Raw genomic sequence first — 20,255 nt, 5'->3', positions numbered from 1 at the left:
GCGAAGCCATGGCCCAAATGATCGCCGTCGAGAACCTGCCGGCCGAACCCGCCGCGGTCATCCGCGTCGGCAGCGCCCGGCTCAGCGAAGCCGACATCGCCCGGGAAACCCCCTTCCACCCGGCCGCCTCCCTGGCCGAGGCGCAACTGCAGGCGGCCCGCGCCCTGGTGGTGCGCGAACTGCTCGGGCAAAGGGCCGCCAGCCTCGGCCTGCTGCCCGCGGGCGAACTGGCGGAGGAGGGCGCCGACCAGGCCGTGGCGGCGCTGCTGGAGCGCGAACTGCAAGTCCCCGAGCCAAACGAGGACGCCTGCCGGCGCTACTTCGAAGCCCACCGCGAACGCTTCGCCGAGCCGGCCAGGATCAAGGTCCGCCACATCCTCCTGCCCGCCGCCCCGGACGACGCCAGCGCCCGTGACGCCCACTATCACCTGGGCGAAAAACTGCTGCGCGAACTGCACCGCGACCCGCAACGCTTCACCGAACTCGCCCAACGCCACTCGGCCTGCCCGTCGAAAGAAGAAGGCGGCGACCTGGGCTGGCTGCGCGCCGGGCAGACCGTCGCCGAACTCGACCAGGCCCTGCACCGCCTGCCCCTGGGCCTGCATGACCGCCCCCTGGCCTCGCGCTACGGCTGGCACCTGGTCAGCATCGACCAACGCCAGGAAAGCCTCCCGCTGCCCTACGCCCAGGTCAGCACCCGCGTCCGCCACAGCCTGCGCGAAGAATCCACCCGCCAGGCCCTGCGCCAGTACCTGCTGGCGCTGGAGAAGGAAATCGGAGTGCAAGGCATCACCCTGGACGACAGCCCCGAGCATGGCGCCCGGTCGTGACGTGAGCGCCACCCGCACCATTCACCTGTAGGAGCGCGCCCTGCGCGCGAAATCGCGGGCAGGGCCCGCTCCTACAGGTTGCACGGTATTCCTCCCCCCGTAGGAGCAACTGTCTTGCGCCGAGGTGCTCTTTGTAGGATGGGTTGAGCACTTGCGAAACCCATGCGGTTGCGGTGATGGGTATCGCTTCGCTCAACGCCATCCTACGAAAAGCCGTGCTTCCTGGGACCGTAGGAGAGGGCCTTGTCCGCGATTGCGCCGGCAGGCGCTGCGCGGGGCAGCGCTCAGGGATAGTCGATCTCGACCACGAACCAGAGCTTCTCGCCCGCCGGCGTGCGCACCATGACTTCGGCGTCCAGCTCCTTGCCCACCAGGGCGCGGGCCAGGGGCGAGTCGATGCTGATCTGGTTGCTGCGCAGGTCCAGCTCGTCCGGGCCGACGATGCGGTAGCGGGCCTGTTCGCCGTCCTCGTCCTCCAGCGTCACCCAGGCGCCGAAGTAGACCTTGTGCGGGTCGCCCGGGCGGTCGCGCACCACCTTGAGGTTCTCCAGGCGCTTGCGCAGGAAGCGCACGCGGCTGTCGATCTCGCGCAGCATCTTCTTGCCGTAGATGTACTCGGCGTTCTCCGAGCGGTCGCCGAGCGCGGCCGCCTCGCTCACCGCCTGGGTCACCTGGGGGCGGCGCACGTTCCACAGTTCGTGCAGTTCGGCGCGCAGGCGCGCCTCGCCTTCGGGGGTGATCAACGGGGTTCCGGCGGTGCGCGGCGGGCGATAACGGCTCATGGGGTTCCGGCTGTGGCTGGGCGGGCCCTGGAGTCTATCAGCCTTCGCGGAGCAGGCGCAGCGGGCTCAGGGTCAGCGCCCGGCGCGTGCCGAACAGCCCGGCGCCGCCCACCAGCAACGCGCCCAGCAGCGGCAGGCCGAGCAGCCAGGGGTGCGGATGCCAGGGCAGCTGGAACACCAGGCTGTAGAGCAGGTAGCTGATCAGCTCGCAGCCCAGGGCCGCCAGCACGCCGCTGACCGCGCCGAGCAGGGCGAACTCGCTGCGCCGGGTGCGTTGCAGCAGCTCGCGCTCGGCGCCCAGGGCGCGCAGCAGGGCGCCCTGGCGCAGGCGCTCGTCGAGGGTGGCCTGCAGACCGGCGAAGAGCACTACGAAGCCGGCGGCGAGGACGAACACCAGCACGTATTCCACCGCCAGGGTGACCTGGTCGAGGATGCTGCGCAGCTGCGCCAGCAGCACGTCCACCGGCAGCAGGGTGACGGTGGGGAAGGCGCGGGCCAGCTCGATGGCGCTGCGCTGGTCGCTGGCGGGCAGGTAGAAGCTGGTCAGGTAGGTCACCGGCAGGTCGGCGAGGGTGCCGGGCTGGAAGACCATGAAGAAGTTCGGCTGGAAGTTGTCCCACTTCACCGAGCGCAGGCTCTGCACCTGCACCTCGCGGGTCTGCCCGGCGACGTTGAAGCTCAGGCGGTCGCCGAGCTTGATGCCGAGGTTGCCGGCGAGCTTTTCCTCCACCGAGACGCCGGGTAGTTCGCCGGCTGGCGCGTCGCCCCACCAACGCCCGGCCACCAGCTGGTTGCCGGCGGGCAGCTTCTGCGACCAGGTCAGGCCAAGGTCGCGCTGCAGGGCGCGCTCGCTGCGCACGTCTTCGCTGAGCGTCTGCACCGGCTGGCCGTTCACCGCCACCAGGCGCCCGGGGACCATGGGGAACAGCCCTTCGGCGTTGGGCGAGACCTTGCGCACGCGGGCTTCGAAGGCGTCCTTTTCCGCCGGCAGGATGTTCAGGGCGAAATAGTTGGGCGCGTTGGCCGGCAACTGGGCGTGCCAGGTGTCCAGCAGCTCGCCGCGCAGCAGGGCGATCAGCGCCATGGCCAGCAGGATCAGGCCGAAGGCCAGGCTCTGCCCGGCGGCGGCCAGCGGGTGGCGCAGCAACTGGCCCAGGCCCAGGCGCCAGGGCAGGCTGGCGCGCGACAGCAGGCGGCGCAGGCCGTTCAGGGCGAGCAGCAGCAGGGCGCCGAGGATGGCCGCGGCGACCACGCCGCCGCCCAGCAGGGCCAGGGTCAGGCGCAGGTCCAGGCTCAGCCGCCACATGATCAGGCCCAGCGCCAGCAGCGCGCAGCCGTAGGCCAGCCAACTGCGCATGGGCACCGGCAGCAGGTCGCTGCGCAGCACCCGCAACGGCGGCACCCGGCCCAGGGCGGCCAGCGGCGGCAGGGCGAAACCGGCGAGGGCGACCAGGCCGGTGGCCACGCCGGCCAGCGCCGGCACCGGCCCGGCCGGCGGAATCTGTGGCGGCAGCAGGTCGCCCAGCAGCGTCACCAGGCCGAGCTGCGCCAGGTAGCCGAGCAGCGCGCCGAGCAGGCTGGCGGCCAGGCCCAGGCTGAACAGCTGCAGGCCATAAAGAAGCAGTGCTTCGCGGCGCGTCAGGCCCAGGCAGCGGAGCAGGGCGCTGGCGTCGAAGCGGCGGGCGGCGAAGCGGTTGGCCGAGAGCGCCACCGCCACGCCGGCGAGGAGAATGGCCGCCAGGCTGGCGAGGTTCAGGTAGCGCTCGGCGCGCTCCAGGGCGTCGCCGATCTGGCGGTTGCCGTGGTGCGCGTCGAGCAGCCGTTGGTTCGCCGCAAGCCCCGGCTCCACCGCGCGGCGGTAGGCCTGCAGGGCCTGGCCGTCGCCTTCCCAGAGGTCGCGGTAGCGCACCCGGCTGCCGGGCTGGACCACGCCGGTGGCCTGCAGGTCGTGCAGGTTCATCATTACCCGCGGGGTGAGGCTGTAGAAGTCGCCGGCGCGGTCCGGCTCGTAGGTCAGCACGCGGGCGATGCGCAGGTCCTGGCGGCCGATCTCGATGCTGTCGCCGACCTTCAGGTCGAGGCTGGTGAGCAGCCGCGTCTCGACCCAGACTTCGCCGGGTTGCGGCCGGCCGCCGGCGCGTTCCGGCTCCAGGGGCGCCGCCGCGCTCTTCAGCTCGCCGCGCAGCGGGTAGCTGTCGTCCACCGCCTTGACGCTGCTGAGCTGGATGCCCTGGTCGGTGGCGATGACGCTGGAGAACTCGACGCTGTAGGCGTGCTTCAGGCCCAGGCGGTTGCCGCTGTCGATCTGCTGCGGGGCGGCCGGCTGGGTGCCGCTGAGGACCAGGTCGGCGCCGAGGAATTCCGAGGCGCGCACCAGCATGGCGCCGTTCAATCGCGCGCTGAAGTAGCCGATGGCGGAGCTGGCGGCCACCGCCACCAGCAGGGCGAAGAACAGCACGCGCAGCTCGCCGCTGCTCCACTCGCGCAGCAATTGGCGCAGGGCCAGGCCGAACAGGCGCGACAGCGGCAGCGATTTCATCGGCTCAGGGCTCCGCGTGGTCGATCAGGTGGCCGCTTTCCAGGCGGATCTGCCGCTGGCAGCGGTGCGCCAGGCGCTCGTCGTGGGTGACCAGGACCAGGGTGGTGCGGCGCTCGCGGTTGAGTTCGAAGAGCAGGTCGCTGATGCGCTCGCCGGTGGTGCTGTCGAGGTTGCCGGTGGGCTCGTCGGCGAACAGCACGTCGGGTTCGGCGGCGAAGGCGCGGGCGATGGCGACGCGCTGCTGCTCGCCGCCGGAGAGCTGGCGCGGGTAGTGGGTGAGGCGCTGGCCCAGGCCGACGCGCTCGAGCAGGGTGCGGGCGCGCTCGCGGGCGTCGCCGCGGCCCTCCAGCTCCAGGGGCAGCATGACGTTTTCCAGGGCGTCGAGGCTGTCGAGCAGCTGGAACGACTGGAAGACGAAGCCGACGTGGGCGGCGCGCACCCGTGCGCGCTGGTCCTCGTCGAGCTCGCCCAGGCGGTGCCCGGCCAGTTCCACGCTGCCGCCGCTGGGCTCGTCGAGCCCGGCCAGCAGGCCGAGCAGGGTGGACTTGCCGGAGCCGGAACTGCCGACGATGGCCAGGCTGTCGCCGCGCTGCAGGGCCAGGGAGAGGTCGTGGAGGATGGTCAGCTCGCCTTCCGCGCTGGGAACGACCTTGCTAAGGTTGCGCGCGGTGAGAATGCTTTCGCTCATGGAGGGTCCGATGCGTGCATGGCTATCGAGCGTCTGCCTGGCGTTGCTGCTGGTCGCCCAGCAAGCCGCGGCGCAGACGCTGCTGGTCGTCGGCGATAGTATCAGCGCCGGTTTGGGAGTGGATACCGGCCGCGGCTGGGTCAGCCTGCTGGAGCAGCGGCTGAAGGACGAGGGTTTCGACTACCGGGTGGTCAATGCCTCGGTCAGCGGCGACACCAGCGCCGGTGGCCTGGCGCGCCTGCCGGCGCTGCTTTCCGGGGAGAAACCCGGCGTCGTGGTGATCGAGCTGGGCGGCAACGACGGCCTGCGCGGGCAGGCGCCGCAGCAATTGCAACAGAATCTTGCTTCGATGGTCGCGGCCTCGCGCCAGGCCGGGGCCAAGGTGCTGTTGCTGGGCATGCGCCTGCCGCCCAACTATGGTGAACGCTATACCCAGGCTTTCGCCCGGGTGTTCCAGCAGGTCGCCGAGCAGGGCGGGGTGCCGCTGGTGCCGTTCTTCCTCGACGGCGTGGGCGGCGTGCCGCAGATGATGCAGGCCGACGGCATCCATCCGGCCGTGGCCGCGCAGCCGCGCCTGCTGGACAACGTCTGGCCGCAGCTCAAGCCGTTGCTCTGATCGCCGGGCTGTCGGAAGGCTTCCCCGCGCGGGGGCTTTCCGCTATGTTTGCGCACCCTTCAGGAGCCGCCATGTCCCGCCCCGCCTGGACCCTCTTCGCCTACCAGCTGATCGAACCCGATTCCCAGCTCGATCTGTTCGCCTGCCGCGAGGTGCGCGTGCATCTCGTCGCCCGGCAGCTGGAGCTCGGCTCCCCCGCGGACCGAACCCTGTGCGGCGGCCTGCTGCCGGCGCAACCGCTCTGGCGCGAGGCCCGGCGGCCGCAGCTGCGCGACCGGCGGCTGTGTCCGGAATGCCTGAAACGCCTGGAGCAGGAAAAACGCGGGCAACGATTTTCCTGGGTATTGTGAACTCTCCCGGAAAATAGGGTCTGAGTGGTACACTACCGCCCCCTCTGTCAACTGTGCTCTCGCCAAGGATCTCCGGATGTTGTCGCGTGTTATCGCCGCCTGCTCGCTGTCTTTTGCCGCGCTGCTCTCGGCCGGCCCCGTTTCCGCCCTCGAGCTGCCGCTGCCGGCGCCCGGCGAGGATATCGTCGGCCAGGTGCAGGTCATCAAGGCCAAGTACGAAGACACCTTCGCCGACCTCGGCCAGACCTATGACCTGGGCTACCAGGAAATGCTCGCCGCCAACCCGGGCGTCGACGCCTGGCTGCCCGGCGTGGGCACCGAGGTCATCATCCCGACGCGCTTCATCCTGCCGCCCGGCCCGCGCGAAGGCATCGTGATCAACATCGCCGAGTACCGCCTGTACTACTTCCCCAAAGGCAAGAACGTGGTCTACACCTACCCGCTGGGTATCGGCCGCGAGGGCTGGGGCTCGCCCATCGCCCACACCAGCATCGTCGCCAAGACCAAGGACCCGGCCTGGTACCCGCCGGCGTCGATCCGCGCCGAGCACGCCGCCGACGGCGACCCGCTGCCGACCGTGGTGCCGCCGGGGCCGGACAACCCGCTGGGCCCGTTCAAGATGTCGCTGGGCGTTCCCGGCTACCTGATCCACGGCTCGAACAAGAAGTTCGGCATCGGCACCCGCACCAGCCACGGCTGCTTCCGCATGTACAACGGCGACGTGACCGAGCTGTTCCCGATGGTGCCGGTGGGCACTTCGGTGCGCATCATCAACGAGCCGTACAAGTTCGGCCGCAGCGAAGGCAAGATCTACCTCGAGGCCCATACGCCGATCGACGACCACGGCAACCCCTCGGTCGTGGACAAGCACACCGCAGTGATCAACGCGCTGCTCAAGCGCGAAGACATCGCCAACCAGATGCAGATGGACTGGAACGTGGTGCGCGAAGTGGTGGCGGCCGAAGACGGCTTGCCGGTGGCCATCGCCATGCCGCAGCAGCCCGGTTCCTCGGTGGCTGCCAGCGAGAACACCACCGTGCAGATGCCCTGACGCCTGCGCCGTTGTGCCGAGCCCGCCGACCGCAAGGTCCGCGGGCTTTTCATTGCCCGGGAGAAAGTCCGGGCAATAAAAAAGCCGACCTCGAGAGGTCGGCTTTTCGAACAGATCCGAGGATCTATTACTTGCGGCTGGCTTTGTCCAGCATACGCAGAGCGCGCTCGTTAGCCTCGTCAGCAGTCTGCTGGGCTTTCTGAGCAGCGGCCAGAGCTTCGTCAGCGTGACGATAGGCTTCGTCAGCGCGGGCTTGGGCACGGGCAGCGGCGTCTTCAGTAGCGGTCAGACGGGCTTCGGTTTCTTTCGAGTGGCTGCTGCAACCGGTGGCCAGAACAGCAGCCAGAGCCAGAGCAGAGAATTTCAGAACGTTGTTCATCGTGTTCCCCTTAAGGTGGACATTTCCATTAAAGCAATTCCCCATGGGACTGGGAAATTAGCCGGACTACATAGTACTCATTACTTGTAGTAAGTAAACTGACCAAGCGCAAGTACGGCACTTTTTTTTCATGCCGGGGCGGCTTGAACTCTTAATTGCCCGATAGTTGTGCAAAAAATGTGCAAGTGTCCGCGACTGCCCTACAGCGGGGCTGTTGGGAGGAGCCGAGGCGAGGGCGGAATATCCGAGTATAGACGTCCGAAGTAATGCTAAAACGCGATAGGACGAAAGTCTGCTGGGAACTAATGGCGACTAACTGTGTCGCCAATTGCAAGGGTGCATTGCGAGTGCAACGCGCTGGAACGAAAAAGCCCGGCTAACTTCATCAGTCAGCCGGGCTTTTTGATCTGGCGGTGAGGGAGGGATTCGAACCCTCGATACGGTTTCCCGTATACACACTTTCCAGGCGTGCTCCTTCAACCGCTCGGACACCTCACCAGGGTTTCGACAGCGCTGTGTCTGTCGAGGCGCGCACTTTACTCAAAGGTTTTCCGAAAGGCAAATGTTTTTTCAACGGATTCATCGGCTTAAGGACGTCGCGGGGAAACCGGGGCGGCCCGCCTTGCTAAACTGGCGGCTTCCTTCGAAAGGCGAGTGCGATGGCGAGCTGGGACATCTTCTGCTGCGTGGTGGACAACTATGGCGACATCGGCGTGACCTGGCGCCTGGCCCGCCAGCTCGCCGGCGAGCACGGCCAGGCGGTGCGCCTGTGGGTGGACGACCTGAATGCCTTCGCGCGGCTGTGCCCCGGGGCCGATCCAGCGCTGCCCGGCCAGCGCCAGGCGGGCGTCGAAGTCCGCCACTGGCCTGCGCTGTGGGAAGACACGCCGGCCGCCGACGTGGTCATCGAGGCATTCGCCTGCCCGTTGCCGCCGGCTTATGTGGAGGCCATGCGCGAGCGCGCCGTGGCGCCGCTGTGGCTGAACCTGGAATACCTCAGCGCCGAGGACTGGGTGGCTTCCTGCCACGCCCTGCCTTCGCTGCAGGCCAACGGTCTGCAGAAGTACTTCTATTTCCCCGGGGCGCAGCCGGGCGTCGGCGGCCTGCTGCGGGAGGCGGGGCTGATCGAGCGGCGCCGGGCCTTCCAGGCGGACGATGCCAGTCGCCGGGCATTCCTGGCGTCCCTTGGTGTGGAAGTGGAGGGTAGGGAGCGTCTGATTTCCCTGTTCGCCTACGAGAACCCGGCGCTGGCGCCCTGGCTGGACGCGCTGGCGCAAGACGTGCAGCCGACGCTGCTGCTGGTGCCGGAAGGGCGCGTGCTGGGTGATGTCGCCGACTGGCTGGGCCTGCCGGGGCTGGCGCCGGGCGACCGCCATCGGCGCGGCAACCTGCGCCTGCAGGTATTGCCGTTCGTCCGCCAGGAGGACTACGACCTGCTGCTGTGGAGCTGCGACGTCAACGCGGTGCGCGGCGAGGATTCCTTCGTCCGCGCGCTCTGGGCGGGGCGGCCATTCGTCTGGCACATCTATGAGCAGGAGGAGGGCGTGCACCTGGAGAAGCTGGACGCCTTCCTCTCTATCTATACCGAGGGCATGGAGCCCGGGCTCGAGGCTGCCCTGCTGGCCTACTGGCACGCCTGGAACGGCCTTGGCGACGCGGCGACGGCCTGGATGGCATTGCAGCAGCGGGCCGGAGCCTGGCGGGAATGGGCGCTGCGCTGGAGCGAAAAGCATGCCGCACAGCCGGATCTCGCCGCGGGGCTGGTGCGTTTTTATACAAATTGGCTATGATACGTCCCCTGTTTTTTGTCTCCAATCCAAATCGGATATTCGTATGAAAACCGCTCAAGAGTTCCGCGCAGGCCAGGTTGCCAACATCAACGGCGCCCCCTGGGTCATCCAGAAGGCCGAGTTCAACAAGTCCGGCCGTAACAGCGCCGTCGTCAAGATGAAGCTGAAGAACCTGCTGACCGGCGCCGGCACCGAGACCGTGTTCAAGGCCGATGACAAGCTGGAACCGATCATTCTCGACCGCAAGGAAGTGACCTACTCCTACTTCGCGGACCCGCTGTACGTCTTCATGGACAACGAGTTCAACCAGTACGAGATCGAGAAGGGCGACCTGGAAGGCGTGCTGACCTTCATCGAAGACGGCATGACCGACGTCTGCGAAGCGGTTTTCTACAACGACAAGGTGATCTCCGTCGAACTGCCGACCACCATCGTTCGTGAAATCGTCTACACCGAGCCGGCTGTCCGTGGCGATACTTCTGGCAAGGTCATGAAGACCGCTCGCCTGAAGAACGGTGCTGAGCTGCAGGTTTCCGCGTTCTGCGAAATCGGCGACTCCATCGAGATCGATACCCGCACCGGCGAGTACAAGTCCCGCGTCAAGGCTTGAGCCTTCGCGTGATGTGAAAAGCCCGGCAGATGCCGTAGAGCTTTTCACTTAAGAAAGAATGCCGTTTCTCTCCATGGGAGAAACGGCATTTTTTCATTCGCGAACTCCCCGCCACGCAGGCCCGAACCAGGCGCCCCCGGGCGTAGGAGCAACTGTCTTGCCGGCTGCGCCGAGGTGCGCCTCAACGCATGGGTTGAGCCTTGGCGAAACCCATGCGGTCGTGGTGATGGGTATCGCTTCGCTCAACGCCATCCTGCGGGTCTTGTGTTCGCCGGAGGGGGTAGGAGCGGACCTTGTCCGCGATAGCCGGACGTATCGGCGCGTTTCGCGGATGAGATCCGCTCCTGCGCTGCCCCAGCCGCGCCACTCCCCCTGTAGGAGCGCGCCCTGCGCGCGAATCGCGGGCAGGGCCCGCTCCTACAAGTTGCCGGGAAGCATGGTATTCCTCCCTGTAGGAGCGGACTCCGTCCGCGATTGGAACCACCGGCCACGCCGGACGCCCCGGTGGCACGAACTGCCCCCTCTCCCTTCGGGAGAAGGCTGGGGTGAGGGGGCAGATGCCGGGCTTCTTCGTTTCTGGCGTCCGTTACTTCAGATGCACTTTCAGCTCCTCGCCAGCCTGGCGCATGGCTGCCTGTACGGCGGGCACCTTGGCCAGTGGGTTGAGCAGGCCGTAGTCGTGGATCATGCCGTTGTAGCGCGTGGCGGTGACGGCCACGCCGGCGGCGTCCAGCTTGCGGGCGTAGGCTTCGCCTTCGTCGCGCAGCACGTCGAACTCGGCGGTCTGCACCAGTGCCGGCGGCAGGCCTTTCAGTTGCTCGGTGCTGGCGCGCAGCGGCGAGGCGTAGATCTCGGCGCGCTGCTTGGCGTCGGTGGTGTAGCTGTCCCAGAACCACTGCATCATCGGCTTGGTGAGGAAGTGCCCCTGGGCGAACTGGCCGTATGAGCCGGTCTCGAAGCTGGCGTCGGTCACCGGCCACAGCAGGGCCTGGAAGCGCAGCTTCGGTGTGCCCTTGTCCTTGGCCATCAGTGCGACCACCGCGGCCATGTTGCCGCCGACGCTGTTGCCGGCCACCGCCAGGCGCGCGCCATCGACGTCGATTTCCTTGCCGTGCTCGGCCACCCACCTGGTGGCGGCGTAGGCCTGGTTGATCGCCACCGGGTAGTGGGCCTCGGGGGAGGGCGTGTAGTCGACGTACACCGCCACCGCGCCGGAGTTCACCACCAGGTCGCGGATCAGCCGGGCGTGGGTCGGGTAGTCGCCCAGCACCCAGCCGCCGCCGTGGAAGAACATGAAAGCGGGCAGGGTGCCCTTGGCGCCTGCCGGGCGGACGATGGTCAGCTTGATGCGCTGGCCGTCAGCCTGGATGGTCTTCTCGCTGACGTTGGTGCCGGAAAGGTCGACCTTCACCGAGGCCTGGGCGCCGGTCAGTACCGCGCGGGCGTCTTTCGGCGACAGGGTTTCCAGAGGTTTGCCGCCGCCGGCCTCCAGGGCTTCGAGGAAGGCCTGGGTGTCGTGCTGCACGCCGGGGCTGCCGGCGGCGAAGGCGTTGCCGATGGCCAGGGCGAGCAGGCCGCCTGCGAGGGTTTTGCTGAGCGCTTTCATGTTCGGGTCTCCTTGGGCTGGGTGGGGTCAGACGGCGATGTTCAGGCGCACGTCGATGTTGCCGCGGGTGGCGTTGGAGTACGGGCAGACCTGGTGGGCCGCGGCCACCAGTTCCTCGGCGATGGCGCGCTCCAGGCCCGGCAGGGTGATGTTCAGTTCCACTTCCAGGCCGAAGCCGCCGGGGATCTGGCCGATGCCGACCTTGCCGGTGATGGAGGCGTCGGCGGGCAGCTGGCGCTTGCTCTGACTGGCGACGAACTTCAGCGCGCCGATGAAGCAGGCCGAGTAGCCGGCGGCGAAGAGCTGCTCGGGGTTGGTCGCGGCGCCGCCCTGGCCGCCCAGTTCGCGCGGGGTGGTCAGTTTCACGTCGAGGTTGCCGTCGGAGGAAACGGCGCGGCCGTCGCGGCCTCCGGTAGCGGTGGCAGTGGCGGTGTAGAGGGCTTTGATGGTTTGCATGGCAGTGTCTCCGGATGTCAGTTTGCTCGTTAAAATTTTGCGCGCTAAGTAAGTGCGTGAAGCAGAAGTTAGTCCTGAGTTATCTTGCGCGCAAGATATTTATTGGAAGAGTTCGCGATAAGAGAGCTCGATGTAGGGAATAAGCCTCTAGTCCGAGACTTGCAGGCTGCCGCGCAGGTCCACCAGTTCGTTCTTCAGCCTGCCCAGTTCTTCGAGGGACAGGCCGCTGGCGGTGAGGATGCAGGCCGGGATGCTCTCGGCCTGCTGGCGCAGCTCCCGGCCCTTGTCGGTCAGGCGCAGTTCGACCACCCGCTCGTCGCTGGCGCTGCGCTTGCGGGTGATCAGGCCTTCGCCTTCCAGACGCTTGAGCAGCGGGGTGAGGGAGCCGGGGTCGGTGAGCATGCGCGCGCTGATCTCGCCGACGGTGATGCCGTCCTGTTCCCAGAGCACCAGCATGGCGATGTACTGCGGGTAGGTCAGGCCCAGTTGCTGGAGCAGGGGCTTGTACACCTTGGTCATCTGCAGCGAGGTGGAGTAGAGGGCGAAGCACAGCTGGTTGTCGAGCTTGAGCGATTCGCAGGCGTCCTTGGGTTGGCTCATGACGGGCCTCCGAATAGATGATTGCGCCTTAATTTAGCGCGCTGGCTATTTCTTCGCCAGTTCCTTGCCTGCCAGGTGCGCGGCGAGGGCGCTGTCCCAGGGTGGCGGGAAGCCGAAGCGCTCGACGAGGAAGGCCAGCAGGCGCTGGCTGCGCGGGTGGGTGCCGCGCTCCAGGCGCAGGGCGTGGATGCCGCCCGGTTCGGCTTCCGGCAGGCCCGGCTCGCAGAACAGCGGCTGCAGTTCGCCGCGCACCAGGTATTCGCTGCACAGCCAGGTCGGCAGGTGGGCCAGGCCGAGCCCCTGCAGGGCGCCTTCGACCAGGGTTTCCGCGTTGTTGGCGGTCAGCCGCAGGCGCCGCGGGCGCAGGTGCTGCAGGCGCCCGTCGACGGCGAAGCGCCAGGCCAGCGGCGGCGCCAGGCCTTCCCAGTCCAGGCCGACGTGCTCGGGCAACTGCAGCGGTGAGGTCGGCCGGCCGTGGCGGGCCAGGTAGTCGGCGCTGGCGCAGACGATGCGGCGCATGGGCGCCAGCGGCGTGGCCACCAGGCGGCTGTCCGGCAGCGGGCCGATGCGCAGCACCAGGTCGACCTGGCCGAGGTTGTCGCCCTGCAGGTCGGTGAAGCTGTCGATCAGGCGCAGCTGCACGTCCAGGCCGGGGTTGGCCTTGAGGAAGTCGGCGATGGCCGGTGCCAGGTGGCGGCGGCCGAAGGGCACGGGCGCGTCTATGCGGATCAGGCCTTCGGGCGCGGTGCTCAGCGACACCGCCTCGGCGCGGGCCTGGCGCAGTTCCTCGACTATGCGCCGGGCGCGCTCGGCGAAGGCCAGCCCGGCCGGCGTGGCGCGCACCACGTGGGTGCTGCGGGCCAGCAGCGGGCTACCGAGGCCGCGTTCGAGGGCATCCATGCGTCGCGCCACCGCCGAGGGCGTGAGCTGGCGCAGGCGCGCGGCGGCGGAAAAGCTGCCGTTGTCGAGCACGTCGAGGAACAGGTCCAACTGGTCTTCCAGGGCGGTGGGAGTCATGGTGCTTACCTATGCGTAAAGCGCAAAGCCATTGTGCTGGGCTTTGCGTTTCCCATCCAGCGGCGGTTTTCTAGCATGGCCTCGACGTATTTGGAGGTTCGCATGCTGGAGATGGGGCTGGATTTCGTCCTGGGGTTGGTTCTGGGTTGCCTGGGCGGGTTGTTCGGCATCGGCGGCGGCCTGCTGGCGATCCCGGCGCTGGGCGTGCTGTTCGGCCTCGACCAGCAACTGGCCCAGGGCACGGCATTGGTGATGGTGGTGCCCAACGTGCTGCTGGCGCTGCGCCGTTATCACCAGCGCAATCGTATCGATCCCGGCCAGGCGGCGGTGCTTGCGGTGACCGGCCTGCTCTGCGCCTTCCTCGCTTCCAGCCTGGCGCTTCGCATCGACGCGGCGCACATGCGCACGGCCTTCGTGGTGTTCCTGCTGGCCCTGGCCGGCTACCTGCTGCTGCGCCAGCGCAGCGAGGCGCAGCCGCGCGAGGAAACACCGGGCCTGCCCTGGTTCGCCGCCCTCGGCCTGGGCGCGGGTTCCCTGGGCGGGCTGTTCGGGGTGGGCGGCGGCGTGCTGGCCACGCCGGTGCTGACCTCGCTGTTCGGCTTCACCCAGGTGGTGGCCCAGGGGCTGGCCCTGGCGTTGGCCGCGCCGAGCACGGCGGTGGCGCTGGGTACCTATGCGCTGCATGGCCACGTCGACTGGCGCATGGGCGCTTGCCTCGCGGCCGGCGGCCTGCTGAGCATCTCCTGGGGCGTGAGGCTGGCCCATGCGCTGCCCGAGCGCGCCCTGCGCTTCGCCTTCAGCCTGTTCCTGGTGGGTTGCGCGCTGCTTCTGCTGCGCCAGTGAGCCGGCTCAGGCGGAGAAGCCTTCGACGATGTAGTCGGCCAGCTTGTCGGTGACCGGCGACTGCCGCGCCGGGTTGCGCAGCAGCACGATGCTCGCCGAGGGCAGGGCCGGCAGGCCTTCCTCCTCGCCGATGATGCGCAGGTTGCCGGTGAGCAGGCTGCGCAGCTGGGCGGTGACCGCCAGGCCCGCGCTGGCCACGGCGAACAGCGCCGAGAGGCTGGGGCTGCTGTAGGCGATGCGGTAGTCGATCTCCAGCGCTTCCAGGGCGTTGCAGGCCCAGGCGCGGCAGAAGCAGGTGGTGTTGAACATCGCCAGCGGCAGCGGGCGCTGTTCCTGCGGGCAGAAGCTTTCCGCGGCCATCCAGACGAAGGGCTCCTGGCGCAGCAGCTGGCCGATCTCGGTGCCCGGCTCGCGGGTGACTATGGTCAGGTCCAGGTCCTTGCGGGTGAGCAGTTGCGAGGAGCTCTCGCAATGCACTTCCACCTGCACCAGCGGGTAGGCCTGGGCGAAGCGCGAGAGGATTTCCGGGAGGAAGCGCATCACGTAGTCGTCCGGCGTGCCGATGCGCACCGCGCCGACCATGTGCGGTTGGCGCAGGGTGTTGAACACCTCGCCCTGCAGCCGCAGGATGCGCCGCGCGTAGCCCAGCAGCACCTGGCCTTCGGGCGTCAGGCGCACCTGGCGGCCGTCGCGCTCGAACAGGGTGCGTTCCAGCACGTCTTCCTCCAGGCGCTTCATCTGCATGCTCACCGCCGACTGGGTGCGGTTGACCACCTCGGCGGCGCGGGTGAAGCCGCCGTGGTCGGCGATGGCGACGAAGGTGCGCAGCAGTTCGCTGTCGATGCTGGGGAAGGCGCTCATACATCAATCTCCAAGATGGGATGCATAAGAATGATTCGTTGGATTGATCTTATGCCCGGCGCGAGACTGGCGCCAACCCCACAGGGAGGACGACACGATGAAAGCGCAATTCGGTTTCGTGATGACACCCTCGGTATTCACCCGCCGGCACGCCGGCGCGGCCTTCTGGCAGCGCCTGCTGGGCCGCATCCGCCGCTGGCGGGAACTGGCCCGGCAGCGCGAGCAGTTGGCCAGGCTCAGCGATGCGGCGCTCAAGGACATCGGCCTGAGCCGCGCCGACATCCTGCAGGAGGCAGAGAAGCCCTTCTGGATCGACCACCTGCGTCGCTGAACCCCTTCTATATTGCACGAGCACAAGGAAAGGCCCATGCCGCACCGCTACCACCTGGCCCAGGTCAACATCGCCCGGGCCAGGGCCCCTCTCGACCACCCGCTGATGCAGGATTTCGTCGACCAGCTGGCGCCCATCAACGCCCTGGCCGAGGCCAGTCCCGGCTTCGTCTGGCGCCTGCAGGACGAGGCGGGCGACGCCACCGGCATCCAGGCCTTCGCCGACCCGCGGATCATCGTCAACCTGTCGCTCTGGGAGTCCCTGGAGGCGCTGCGCGACTATGTCTATGGCGGCGAGCACCTGAGCGTGCTGCGCCGGCGCAAGGAATGGATGGAGAAGCTGCCGGGGCCGAGCCTGGCGCTCTGGTGGCTGCCGGCCGGGCAACTGCCGACCTTGGCCCAGGCCCGTGCGGCATTGCAGCGTCTGGCCGAACATGGGCCGAGCGCCGAGGCCTTCAGTATCGCCCGGCCGTTCCCCGCGCCCAGCGCGCAAGCGCTGCCGGCCTGATGTCGGCGCTGGCGGCTTTGGCGTAGGATCGAGGGCTTCGATCCCGCCAGCAGGAAGCGCCCCATGACCGACAGCCTGTCCCTCAAGCAAGCCCGCCGCCTGGCCCTGGCGGCCCAGGGCTTCGCCAGCCGGCGGCCGCGCAGCCAGGTGCAGCGCCGGCACCTGCAGCAGGTGCTGGAACGCCTGGGCGTGTTGCAGATCGACTCGGTCAACGCCCTGACCCGCTCGCACTACCTGCCGCTTTTCTCGCGCCTGGGCAGCTATCCGCAGGCCCTGCTGGACGAGGCGGCCTGGAGCGCCGGGCGCCACCGGCGAATGTTCGAGTACTGGGGGCACGAGGCGTCCCTGCTGCCGCTGGAACTCTATCCGCTGATGCGCTGGCGCATGCGCCGCGCGGCCGTGGGGCAGGGCATCTACAAGCAGTTGGCGCGCTTCGGCGAGGAACGCCGCGAAGTGATCGAGCGCGTGCTGCAGGCGGTCCGCGAGCAGGGCGCCCTGGGCGCCGGCAGCCTGACCACCCGCAGCGAGCGGGCCGGCCCCTGGTGGGACTGGAGCGACGAGAAGCACGCCCTGGAATGGCTGTTCGCCGCCGGCGAGGTGACTGTGGCCGGACGGCGTGGCTTCGAGCGGCTGTATGACCTGCCGGAGCGGGTGCTGCCCGCCGCCGTGCTGGATGCGCCCGAACTGGATGCCGAGCAGGCCCAGCGCGGCCTGCTGTTGCACGCCGCCAACGCCCTGGGCGTGGCCAGCGAGACCGACCTGCGCGACTACTTCCGCCTGGAGCCGGCGGACAGCAAGGCGCGCCTGGCCGAACTGGTCGAGGCCGGCGCGCTGCGCCAGGTGCGCGTGCAGGGCTGGTCGCAGGCGGCCTACGTCGCCGGCGAACCAGTCATTCCGCGCAAGGTGGCGGCCAGCGCACTGCTCTCACCCTTCGACTCCCTGGTGTGGGAGCGCACCCGCACCGAACGGCTGTTCGACTTCCGCTACCGCCTGGAGATCTACACCCCGCAGCACAAACGGGTCTACGGCTACTACGTGCTGCCCTTCCTGTTCGGCGAACGCCTGGCGGCGCGCATCGACCTGCGCGCCGAGCGGGCGGCGGGGCGCCTGGCGGTCCATGCCGTGCACGAGGAGCAGCGGCCGCTGGGCGAGGAGGGGATGCTGGCGCTGGCCGGCCAGTTGCGCGAAATGGCCACCTGGCTGGGCCTGGAGGGCGTGCATGTGAACTGCCGCAAGGCGGAGGGCGTCCGCCTGCGGGCGATGCTCGGCGCCGGGGCTGGCGCCTAGCTGTCAGGCCTTGGCCGCCAGTTCGTCGAGGTGGGCGATGACTTCGTCCGGCTTGAGCACCAGCACGTCGCTTTCCAGGGCATCGAGCACCACCTCGGCGGTGTTGCCGATCAGCGCGCCGGAGAAGCCGGTGCGCGCCACGGTGCCGATCACCGTCACCGCCGCGTCCAGCTGGTGCGCGGTACGCGGGATGAGCACGTCGGCCGGGCCTTCCTCGATGTGCAGGTGCTGGTCGTCCACCCCGTACTCGGCCTGGAATGCCTTGCAGGCCTCGCGGTAGCGAGCTTCGATGGTCTCGCTGAGCTGGAAGGTCGGGTCGGCGGCAGACAGCATCGGCGAGGGGTGGGCGCTGATCACGTGCAACTGGCCGTGGGTCAGCCCGGCGATGTCGTAGGCGTGGCTGACGATATTGGCGTGCAGCGCGTGGTGCTCGGCGTCGTTGTTGCCGACGTCGACCGCGGCGAGGATGTTGCGCCCGGCCCAGGGCGTGGCGCTCTTCACCAGCAGCACGGGAGCGGGGCAGTAGCGCAGCAGCTTCCAGTCGTCGGGGGTGAGCAGCGCCTTCTTCAGCGGGCTGTCGGGGTGGTGCTGCTTGACCACCAGGCCGCAGCCCTCGGCCTGCTGCTCGGCGATGATGGTGGCGTGTAGGCTGTCGTGCCAGGCCTGCCGGCAACTGCTGCTGTAGCCTTCCTCGCGCAGGCTGGCGGTCAGTTCCTCCAGCCGGGCGCCGGCGTCGCCTTGCTTGCTGCAGGCCAGCAGGTGCAGGTGGGATTGAGTGACGCTGGCGATCAGCTTGGCGCGCTTGAGCGCCAGGCCGTCGGGCTGGTCGGGGGCCACTACTACGAGAATGCTGCGGATGGCTTGCATGGTCGTCTCCCTTGGCACTTGCCGTTGCTTTGCAGCAACTGTAGACGCGATCCGGCCGAGCGGTTCTTGAGATGCATCAAGTGTGGCGCTGGCCGTGCGCCGCTGCATTCGTATAATGCTCCGCCTTTGGCCGCCGGCGAACCCTTTTGCGCGGCGGCGCTGAGTGACTGGAGCCCGTCATGTTGTCCGAAATCCGCGAATTCCTCGGTTGCGCCACGCCCGATGCCTGGGTCGAGGCCGCGTTGCGGGACCAGGAAGTGCTGCTGATCGACCACAAGAACAACGAGTTCAAGGCCGCCAGCACCGCCCTGGCGCTGATCGCCAAGTACAGCGCCCACGAGGAACTGGTGAACTTCATGTCGCGCCTGGCGCGCGAGGAACTGCGCCACCACGAGCAGGTGCTGGCGATCCTCAAGAAGCGCGGCATCGCCCTGCGGCCGATCTCCGCCGGCCGCTATGCCTCGGGCCTGCGCGCGGCGGTGCGCAACCACGAGCCGCACAAGCTGGTCGACACCCTGATCGTCGGCGCCTTCATCGAATGCCGCAGCTGCGAGCGCTTCGCCGCCCTGGTCGACCACCTGGATGCGGATCTGGCGAAGTTCTATGGTTCGCTGCTCAAGTCCGAGGCGCGGCACTTCCAGGGATACCTGGCATTGGCGCGGCGGTATGGTGACGAGGCCGATATCCAGCGGCGGGTGGAGGATATTCGTGAGGTCGAGGCGGGTCTCATCAGTTCGCCGGACGAGGAGTTCCGCTTTCATAGCGGTGTGCCACGGGTGGCTTGAGGCCTTTGGCTTTCAGGTTGGGGTGAAGGGGCTCGGTGCTACCGGATAACCCAGCTTGGCCGGCGGGCCCAATCGCGGACGGAGTCCGCTCCTACACCTCCGGGAAAGCACGGTTTTTCGTAGGATGGCGTTGAGCGAAGCGATACCCATCACCATGGCCCGATGGGTTTCGCAAGCTCAACCCATCCTACGAAAGGCACCCCGGCGCAGTCGGCAAGACAGTTGCTCCTACCTCACCGGTAAACACGACGCCGCGTAGGATGATGTTGAGCGAAGCGATACCCATCGTCACGACCGCATGGGTTTCGCCAAGGCTCAACCCATCCTACGAAGAGCGCCTCGGTGCAGCCGGCAAGACAGTTGCAAAGCACGGGCGTAGGAGCGGACTCCGTCCGCGATTGGTGGATAACGCCCCATGCAATGGGGGCGCCTTCAGCGCTCGATGATCTGCCGAATCTGCGACTGCGGAATCATCTGCTCCTTGCCCTCGGAATCCTCGAAGCGAATCATCCCGCTGGCCTTGTCCAGCTTCGGCTTGTTGTCGGTAGTGATCATCTGGCCATCGGCAGTGCTGATGATGTACTCGCTGGAACAACCGGCGAGGGCGAGCAGGCAAGCGGCGAGCAACAGGTGTTTTTTCATGGCGATCCCGGACGATGCGGCTATGGATGGATTGAGCATAGCTGCTGGCCCGGGGCCATGAAGTTGATCCGCGTCAGTGGCCGGACGGCTCCGCTTCGAGACTGAAGGGCGCCTGGTGCAGGCCGTTGGCGTCGGCCTGCAGGGCCCAGCCTTGACGGTCCCAGTCGCCGAGGACGATGCGCCGGGCCGGCTGGCCGTCTAGCTGCAACTCGTGCACCGCCGGGCGATGGGTGTGGCCGTGGATCAGGGTGCGCACGCCATGCTGGCGCATGACCTTCAGCACCTCGTCCGGCGTCACGTCGACGATCTCGCTGGCCTTCATGCGCGTCTGTGCGCGGCTTTCCTTGCGCAGCTTGCGCGCCAATTGGTGGCGCTTCGAAAGCGGCAGGTTGCGCAGGACGAACAGCGAGACCGGATTGCGCAGCCAGCGGCGCAGCTTCATGTAGCCGACGTCCAGGGTGCACAGGCTGTCGCCGTGCATCAGCAGCACTTTTTCGCCGTTCAGCTCGATGAGGCTGGGGTCGCGCAGCAGGGTGCAGCCGGCTTCGCGGCAGAATGCCTTGCCGATCAGGAAGTCGCGGTTGCCGTGCATCAGGTAGATGCGCGTACCGCTATCGGCCAGTTCGCGCAGGGCGCGGGCGATGGAATGCTGGAACTCGTCCATGCCGTCGTCGCCGATCCAGGCCTCGAAGAAGTCGCCGAGGATGTAGAGCGCTTCGGCCTGGCGGGCGCGGCTGCGCAGGAAATGCAAGAACGCCCGGGTGATGTCCGGGCGTTCCGCTTCGAGATGCAGGTCCGAGATGAACAGGACGCTCATC

At 68.0% G+C, this 20,255-nt stretch carries 23 protein-coding genes and 1 tRNA gene; 11 read left to right on the top strand and 13 right to left on the bottom strand.

What is annotated here, in order from left to right; genetic code table 11:
- Positions 1 to 8 precede the first annotated feature (8 nt).
- Entirely contained in the window at positions 9 to 830 is an 822-nt protein-coding gene (locus M8R19_RS05595; protein WP_249917258.1) for a peptidylprolyl isomerase, read from the top strand.
- 284 nt (positions 831 to 1,114) lie between these two features.
- Here M8R19_RS05595 and greB read toward each other — a convergent pair whose 3' ends face one another.
- From greB to M8R19_RS05580, 3 genes are read right to left on the bottom strand one after another with little or no spacing between them, the layout of a single operon-like run.
- A complete protein-coding gene (greB, locus tag M8R19_RS05590) occupies positions 1,115 to 1,612 on the bottom strand; it encodes a transcription elongation factor GreB (protein WP_074976940.1) in 498 nt (165 codons plus the stop codon).
- A 37-nt stretch (positions 1,613 to 1,649) separates the two neighbouring features.
- Complete coding sequence (locus M8R19_RS05585; RefSeq protein ID WP_116423855.1) at positions 1,650 to 4,142, bottom strand: ABC transporter permease; 2,493 nt, start codon at positions 4,140 to 4,142, stop codon at positions 1,650 to 1,652.
- A gap of 13 nt (positions 4,143 to 4,155) precedes the next feature.
- Positions 4,156 to 4,839 carry an ABC transporter ATP-binding protein gene (locus M8R19_RS05580; protein ID WP_009623509.1) on the bottom strand — a complete coding sequence of 228 codons (684 nt, stop codon included), beginning with the start codon at positions 4,837 to 4,839 and terminating at the stop codon, positions 4,156 to 4,158.
- Positions 4,840 to 4,849: 10 nt separating this feature from the next.
- On the opposite strand from M8R19_RS05580, the gene M8R19_RS05575 reads away from it, so the two are divergent.
- The 3 genes from M8R19_RS05575 (at position 4,850) to M8R19_RS05565 (ending at position 6,856) form a co-directional block, all read left to right on the top strand.
- Positions 4,850 to 5,455: an arylesterase gene (locus M8R19_RS05575; protein ID WP_074976933.1), complete on the top strand. Its 606-nt coding sequence runs from the start codon at positions 4,850 to 4,852 to the stop codon at positions 5,453 to 5,455.
- 71 nt (positions 5,456 to 5,526) lie between these two features.
- A complete protein-coding gene (locus tag M8R19_RS05570) occupies positions 5,527 to 5,805 on the top strand; it encodes a hypothetical protein (protein WP_009623507.1) in 279 nt (92 codons plus the stop codon).
- Between the two features lie 76 nt (positions 5,806 to 5,881).
- A complete protein-coding gene (locus M8R19_RS05565) occupies positions 5,882 to 6,856 on the top strand; it encodes a L,D-transpeptidase family protein (RefSeq protein ID WP_009623505.1) in 975 nt (324 codons plus the stop codon).
- Between the two features lie 127 nt (positions 6,857 to 6,983).
- Here the strand turns inward: M8R19_RS05565 and oprI are convergent, their stop codons facing one another.
- Positions 6,984 to 7,235 (bottom strand): outer membrane lipoprotei OprI, encoded by a 252-nt coding sequence (gene oprI, locus M8R19_RS05560; protein ID WP_024128796.1) that lies wholly within the window; start codon positions 7,233 to 7,235, stop codon positions 6,984 to 6,986.
- 408 nt (positions 7,236 to 7,643) lie between these two features.
- Positions 7,644 to 7,733: transfer RNA gene (locus tag M8R19_RS05555), tRNA-Ser, on the bottom strand.
- Positions 7,734 to 7,894: 161 nt separating this feature from the next.
- Here M8R19_RS05555 and earP point away from each other — a divergent pair.
- Positions 7,895 to 9,025: an elongation factor P maturation arginine rhamnosyltransferase EarP gene (gene earP / locus M8R19_RS05550; RefSeq protein ID WP_249917257.1), complete on the top strand. Its 1,131-nt coding sequence runs from the start codon at positions 7,895 to 7,897 to the stop codon at positions 9,023 to 9,025.
- A 43-nt stretch (positions 9,026 to 9,068) separates the two neighbouring features.
- Positions 9,069 to 9,635: an elongation factor P gene (gene efp, locus M8R19_RS05545; protein ID WP_009623501.1), complete on the top strand. Its 567-nt coding sequence runs from the start codon at positions 9,069 to 9,071 to the stop codon at positions 9,633 to 9,635.
- Positions 9,636 to 10,221: 586 nt separating this feature from the next.
- Here efp and M8R19_RS05540 read toward each other — a convergent pair.
- The 4 genes from M8R19_RS05540 to M8R19_RS05525 form a co-directional block, all read right to left on the bottom strand.
- A complete protein-coding gene (locus M8R19_RS05540; protein ID WP_249917256.1) occupies positions 10,222 to 11,241 on the bottom strand; it encodes an alpha/beta hydrolase in 1,020 nt (339 codons plus the stop codon).
- Between the two features lie 27 nt (positions 11,242 to 11,268).
- Positions 11,269 to 11,697 carry an organic hydroperoxide resistance protein gene (locus tag M8R19_RS05535; RefSeq protein WP_116423655.1) on the bottom strand — a complete coding sequence of 143 codons (429 nt, stop codon included), beginning with the start codon at positions 11,695 to 11,697 and terminating at the stop codon, positions 11,269 to 11,271.
- A gap of 147 nt (positions 11,698 to 11,844) precedes the next feature.
- Positions 11,845 to 12,297 (bottom strand): MarR family winged helix-turn-helix transcriptional regulator, encoded by a 453-nt coding sequence (locus M8R19_RS05530; RefSeq protein ID WP_249917255.1) that lies wholly within the window; start codon positions 12,295 to 12,297, stop codon positions 11,845 to 11,847.
- 45 nt (positions 12,298 to 12,342) lie between these two features.
- On the bottom strand, positions 12,343 to 13,314 hold the full coding sequence (locus M8R19_RS05525) for a LysR family transcriptional regulator (RefSeq protein WP_249917254.1): 972 nt from the start codon (positions 13,312 to 13,314) through the stop codon (positions 12,343 to 12,345).
- A 102-nt stretch (positions 13,315 to 13,416) separates the two neighbouring features.
- Here M8R19_RS05525 and M8R19_RS05520 point away from each other — a divergent pair, with 102 nt between their 5' ends.
- Positions 13,417 to 14,157, top strand: a complete 741-nt coding sequence (locus tag M8R19_RS05520) for a sulfite exporter TauE/SafE family protein (protein ID WP_249917253.1) — start codon at positions 13,417 to 13,419, stop codon at positions 14,155 to 14,157.
- A 6-nt stretch (positions 14,158 to 14,163) separates the two neighbouring features.
- On the opposite strand, the gene M8R19_RS05515 is transcribed toward M8R19_RS05520, so the two are convergent.
- Entirely contained in the window at positions 14,164 to 15,018 is an 855-nt protein-coding gene (locus M8R19_RS05515; protein ID WP_058070973.1) for a LysR substrate-binding domain-containing protein, read from the bottom strand.
- Between the two features lie 97 nt (positions 15,019 to 15,115).
- Here M8R19_RS05515 and M8R19_RS05510 point away from each other — a divergent pair, with 97 nt between their 5' ends.
- The 3 genes from M8R19_RS05510 (at position 15,116) to M8R19_RS05500 (ending at position 17,143) form a co-directional block, all read left to right on the top strand.
- Positions 15,116 to 15,349 (top strand): DUF1127 domain-containing protein, encoded by a 234-nt coding sequence (locus M8R19_RS05510; RefSeq protein ID WP_043267170.1) that lies wholly within the window; start codon positions 15,116 to 15,118, stop codon positions 15,347 to 15,349.
- Between the two features lie 36 nt (positions 15,350 to 15,385).
- A complete protein-coding gene (locus M8R19_RS05505; protein ID WP_116423660.1) occupies positions 15,386 to 15,856 on the top strand; it encodes a DUF3291 domain-containing protein in 471 nt (156 codons plus the stop codon).
- A gap of 63 nt (positions 15,857 to 15,919) precedes the next feature.
- A complete protein-coding gene (locus M8R19_RS05500) occupies positions 15,920 to 17,143 on the top strand; it encodes a winged helix-turn-helix domain-containing protein (RefSeq protein ID WP_074976917.1) in 1,224 nt (407 codons plus the stop codon).
- Between the two features lie 3 nt (positions 17,144 to 17,146).
- On the opposite strand, the gene uspL is transcribed toward M8R19_RS05500, so the two are convergent.
- Positions 17,147 to 18,010 carry a universal stress protein UspL gene (uspL, locus tag M8R19_RS05495; RefSeq protein WP_009623480.1) on the bottom strand — a complete coding sequence of 288 codons (864 nt, stop codon included), beginning with the start codon at positions 18,008 to 18,010 and terminating at the stop codon, positions 17,147 to 17,149.
- A 179-nt stretch (positions 18,011 to 18,189) separates the two neighbouring features.
- Between uspL and M8R19_RS05490 the strand changes: the two genes are divergently transcribed.
- Entirely contained in the window at positions 18,190 to 18,795 is a 606-nt protein-coding gene (locus M8R19_RS05490) for a MiaE family protein (RefSeq protein WP_249917252.1), read from the top strand.
- Between the two features lie 432 nt (positions 18,796 to 19,227).
- On the opposite strand, the gene M8R19_RS05485 is transcribed toward M8R19_RS05490, so the two are convergent.
- Positions 19,228 to 19,437, bottom strand: coding sequence for a YgdI/YgdR family lipoprotein (locus tag M8R19_RS05485; RefSeq protein ID WP_043267162.1), 210 nt, complete (start codon positions 19,435 to 19,437; stop codon positions 19,228 to 19,230).
- A 73-nt stretch (positions 19,438 to 19,510) separates the two neighbouring features.
- Positions 19,511 to 20,254 carry a UDP-2,3-diacylglucosamine diphosphatase gene (gene lpxH / locus M8R19_RS05480; protein ID WP_249917251.1) on the bottom strand — a complete coding sequence of 248 codons (744 nt, stop codon included), beginning with the start codon at positions 20,252 to 20,254 and terminating at the stop codon, positions 19,511 to 19,513.
- Position 20,255 lies beyond the last annotated feature (1 nt).

The organism is Pseudomonas sp. R3.Fl, assembly GCF_023516765.1.
Taxonomy (GTDB): domain Bacteria; phylum Pseudomonadota; class Gammaproteobacteria; order Pseudomonadales; family Pseudomonadaceae; genus Pseudomonas; species Pseudomonas citronellolis.
Note: the sequence above shows the minus strand (reverse complement) of the source record. Positions and strands in the feature narration are given on the sequence as shown.

What these genes read in the sequence shown, in the direction of transcription:
- M8R19_RS05595 (WP_249917258.1), top strand. Translation starts at nt 9, where the DNA reads ATGGCCCAAATGATCGCCGTCGAGAACCTGCCGGCCGAACCCGCCGCG.
- greB (WP_074976940.1), bottom strand. Translation starts at nt 1,612, where the DNA reads ATGAGCCGTTATCGCCCGCCGCGCACCGCCGGAACCCCGTTGATCACC.
- M8R19_RS05580 (WP_009623509.1), bottom strand. Translation starts at nt 4,839, where the DNA reads ATGAGCGAAAGCATTCTCACCGCGCGCAACCTTAGCAAGGTCGTTCCC.
- M8R19_RS05575 (WP_074976933.1), top strand. Translation starts at nt 4,850, where the DNA reads ATGCGTGCATGGCTATCGAGCGTCTGCCTGGCGTTGCTGCTGGTCGCC.
- M8R19_RS05570 (WP_009623507.1), top strand. Translation starts at nt 5,527, where the DNA reads ATGTCCCGCCCCGCCTGGACCCTCTTCGCCTACCAGCTGATCGAACCC.
- M8R19_RS05565 (WP_009623505.1), top strand. Translation starts at nt 5,882, where the DNA reads ATGTTGTCGCGTGTTATCGCCGCCTGCTCGCTGTCTTTTGCCGCGCTG.
- oprI (WP_024128796.1), bottom strand. Translation starts at nt 7,235, where the DNA reads ATGAACAACGTTCTGAAATTCTCTGCTCTGGCTCTGGCTGCTGTTCTG.
- earP (WP_249917257.1), top strand. Translation starts at nt 7,895, where the DNA reads ATGGCGAGCTGGGACATCTTCTGCTGCGTGGTGGACAACTATGGCGAC.
- efp (WP_009623501.1), top strand. Translation starts at nt 9,069, where the DNA reads ATGAAAACCGCTCAAGAGTTCCGCGCAGGCCAGGTTGCCAACATCAAC.
- M8R19_RS05540 (WP_249917256.1), bottom strand. Translation starts at nt 11,241, where the DNA reads ATGAAAGCGCTCAGCAAAACCCTCGCAGGCGGCCTGCTCGCCCTGGCC.
- M8R19_RS05535 (WP_116423655.1), bottom strand. Translation starts at nt 11,697, where the DNA reads ATGCAAACCATCAAAGCCCTCTACACCGCCACTGCCACCGCTACCGGA.
- M8R19_RS05530 (WP_249917255.1), bottom strand. Translation starts at nt 12,297, where the DNA reads ATGAGCCAACCCAAGGACGCCTGCGAATCGCTCAAGCTCGACAACCAG.
- M8R19_RS05525 (WP_249917254.1), bottom strand. Translation starts at nt 13,314, where the DNA reads ATGACTCCCACCGCCCTGGAAGACCAGTTGGACCTGTTCCTCGACGTG.
- M8R19_RS05520 (WP_249917253.1), top strand. Translation starts at nt 13,417, where the DNA reads ATGCTGGAGATGGGGCTGGATTTCGTCCTGGGGTTGGTTCTGGGTTGC.
- M8R19_RS05515 (WP_058070973.1), bottom strand. Translation starts at nt 15,018, where the DNA reads ATGAGCGCCTTCCCCAGCATCGACAGCGAACTGCTGCGCACCTTCGTC.
- M8R19_RS05510 (WP_043267170.1), top strand. Translation starts at nt 15,116, where the DNA reads ATGAAAGCGCAATTCGGTTTCGTGATGACACCCTCGGTATTCACCCGC.
- M8R19_RS05505 (WP_116423660.1), top strand. Translation starts at nt 15,386, where the DNA reads ATGCCGCACCGCTACCACCTGGCCCAGGTCAACATCGCCCGGGCCAGG.
- M8R19_RS05500 (WP_074976917.1), top strand. Translation starts at nt 15,920, where the DNA reads ATGACCGACAGCCTGTCCCTCAAGCAAGCCCGCCGCCTGGCCCTGGCG.
- uspL (WP_009623480.1), bottom strand. Translation starts at nt 18,010, where the DNA reads ATGCAAGCCATCCGCAGCATTCTCGTAGTAGTGGCCCCCGACCAGCCC.
- M8R19_RS05490 (WP_249917252.1), top strand. Translation starts at nt 18,190, where the DNA reads ATGTTGTCCGAAATCCGCGAATTCCTCGGTTGCGCCACGCCCGATGCC.
- M8R19_RS05485 (WP_043267162.1), bottom strand. Translation starts at nt 19,437, where the DNA reads ATGAAAAAACACCTGTTGCTCGCCGCTTGCCTGCTCGCCCTCGCCGGT.
- lpxH (WP_249917251.1), bottom strand. Translation starts at nt 20,254, where the DNA reads ATGAGCGTCCTGTTCATCTCGGACCTGCATCTCGAAGCGGAACGCCCG.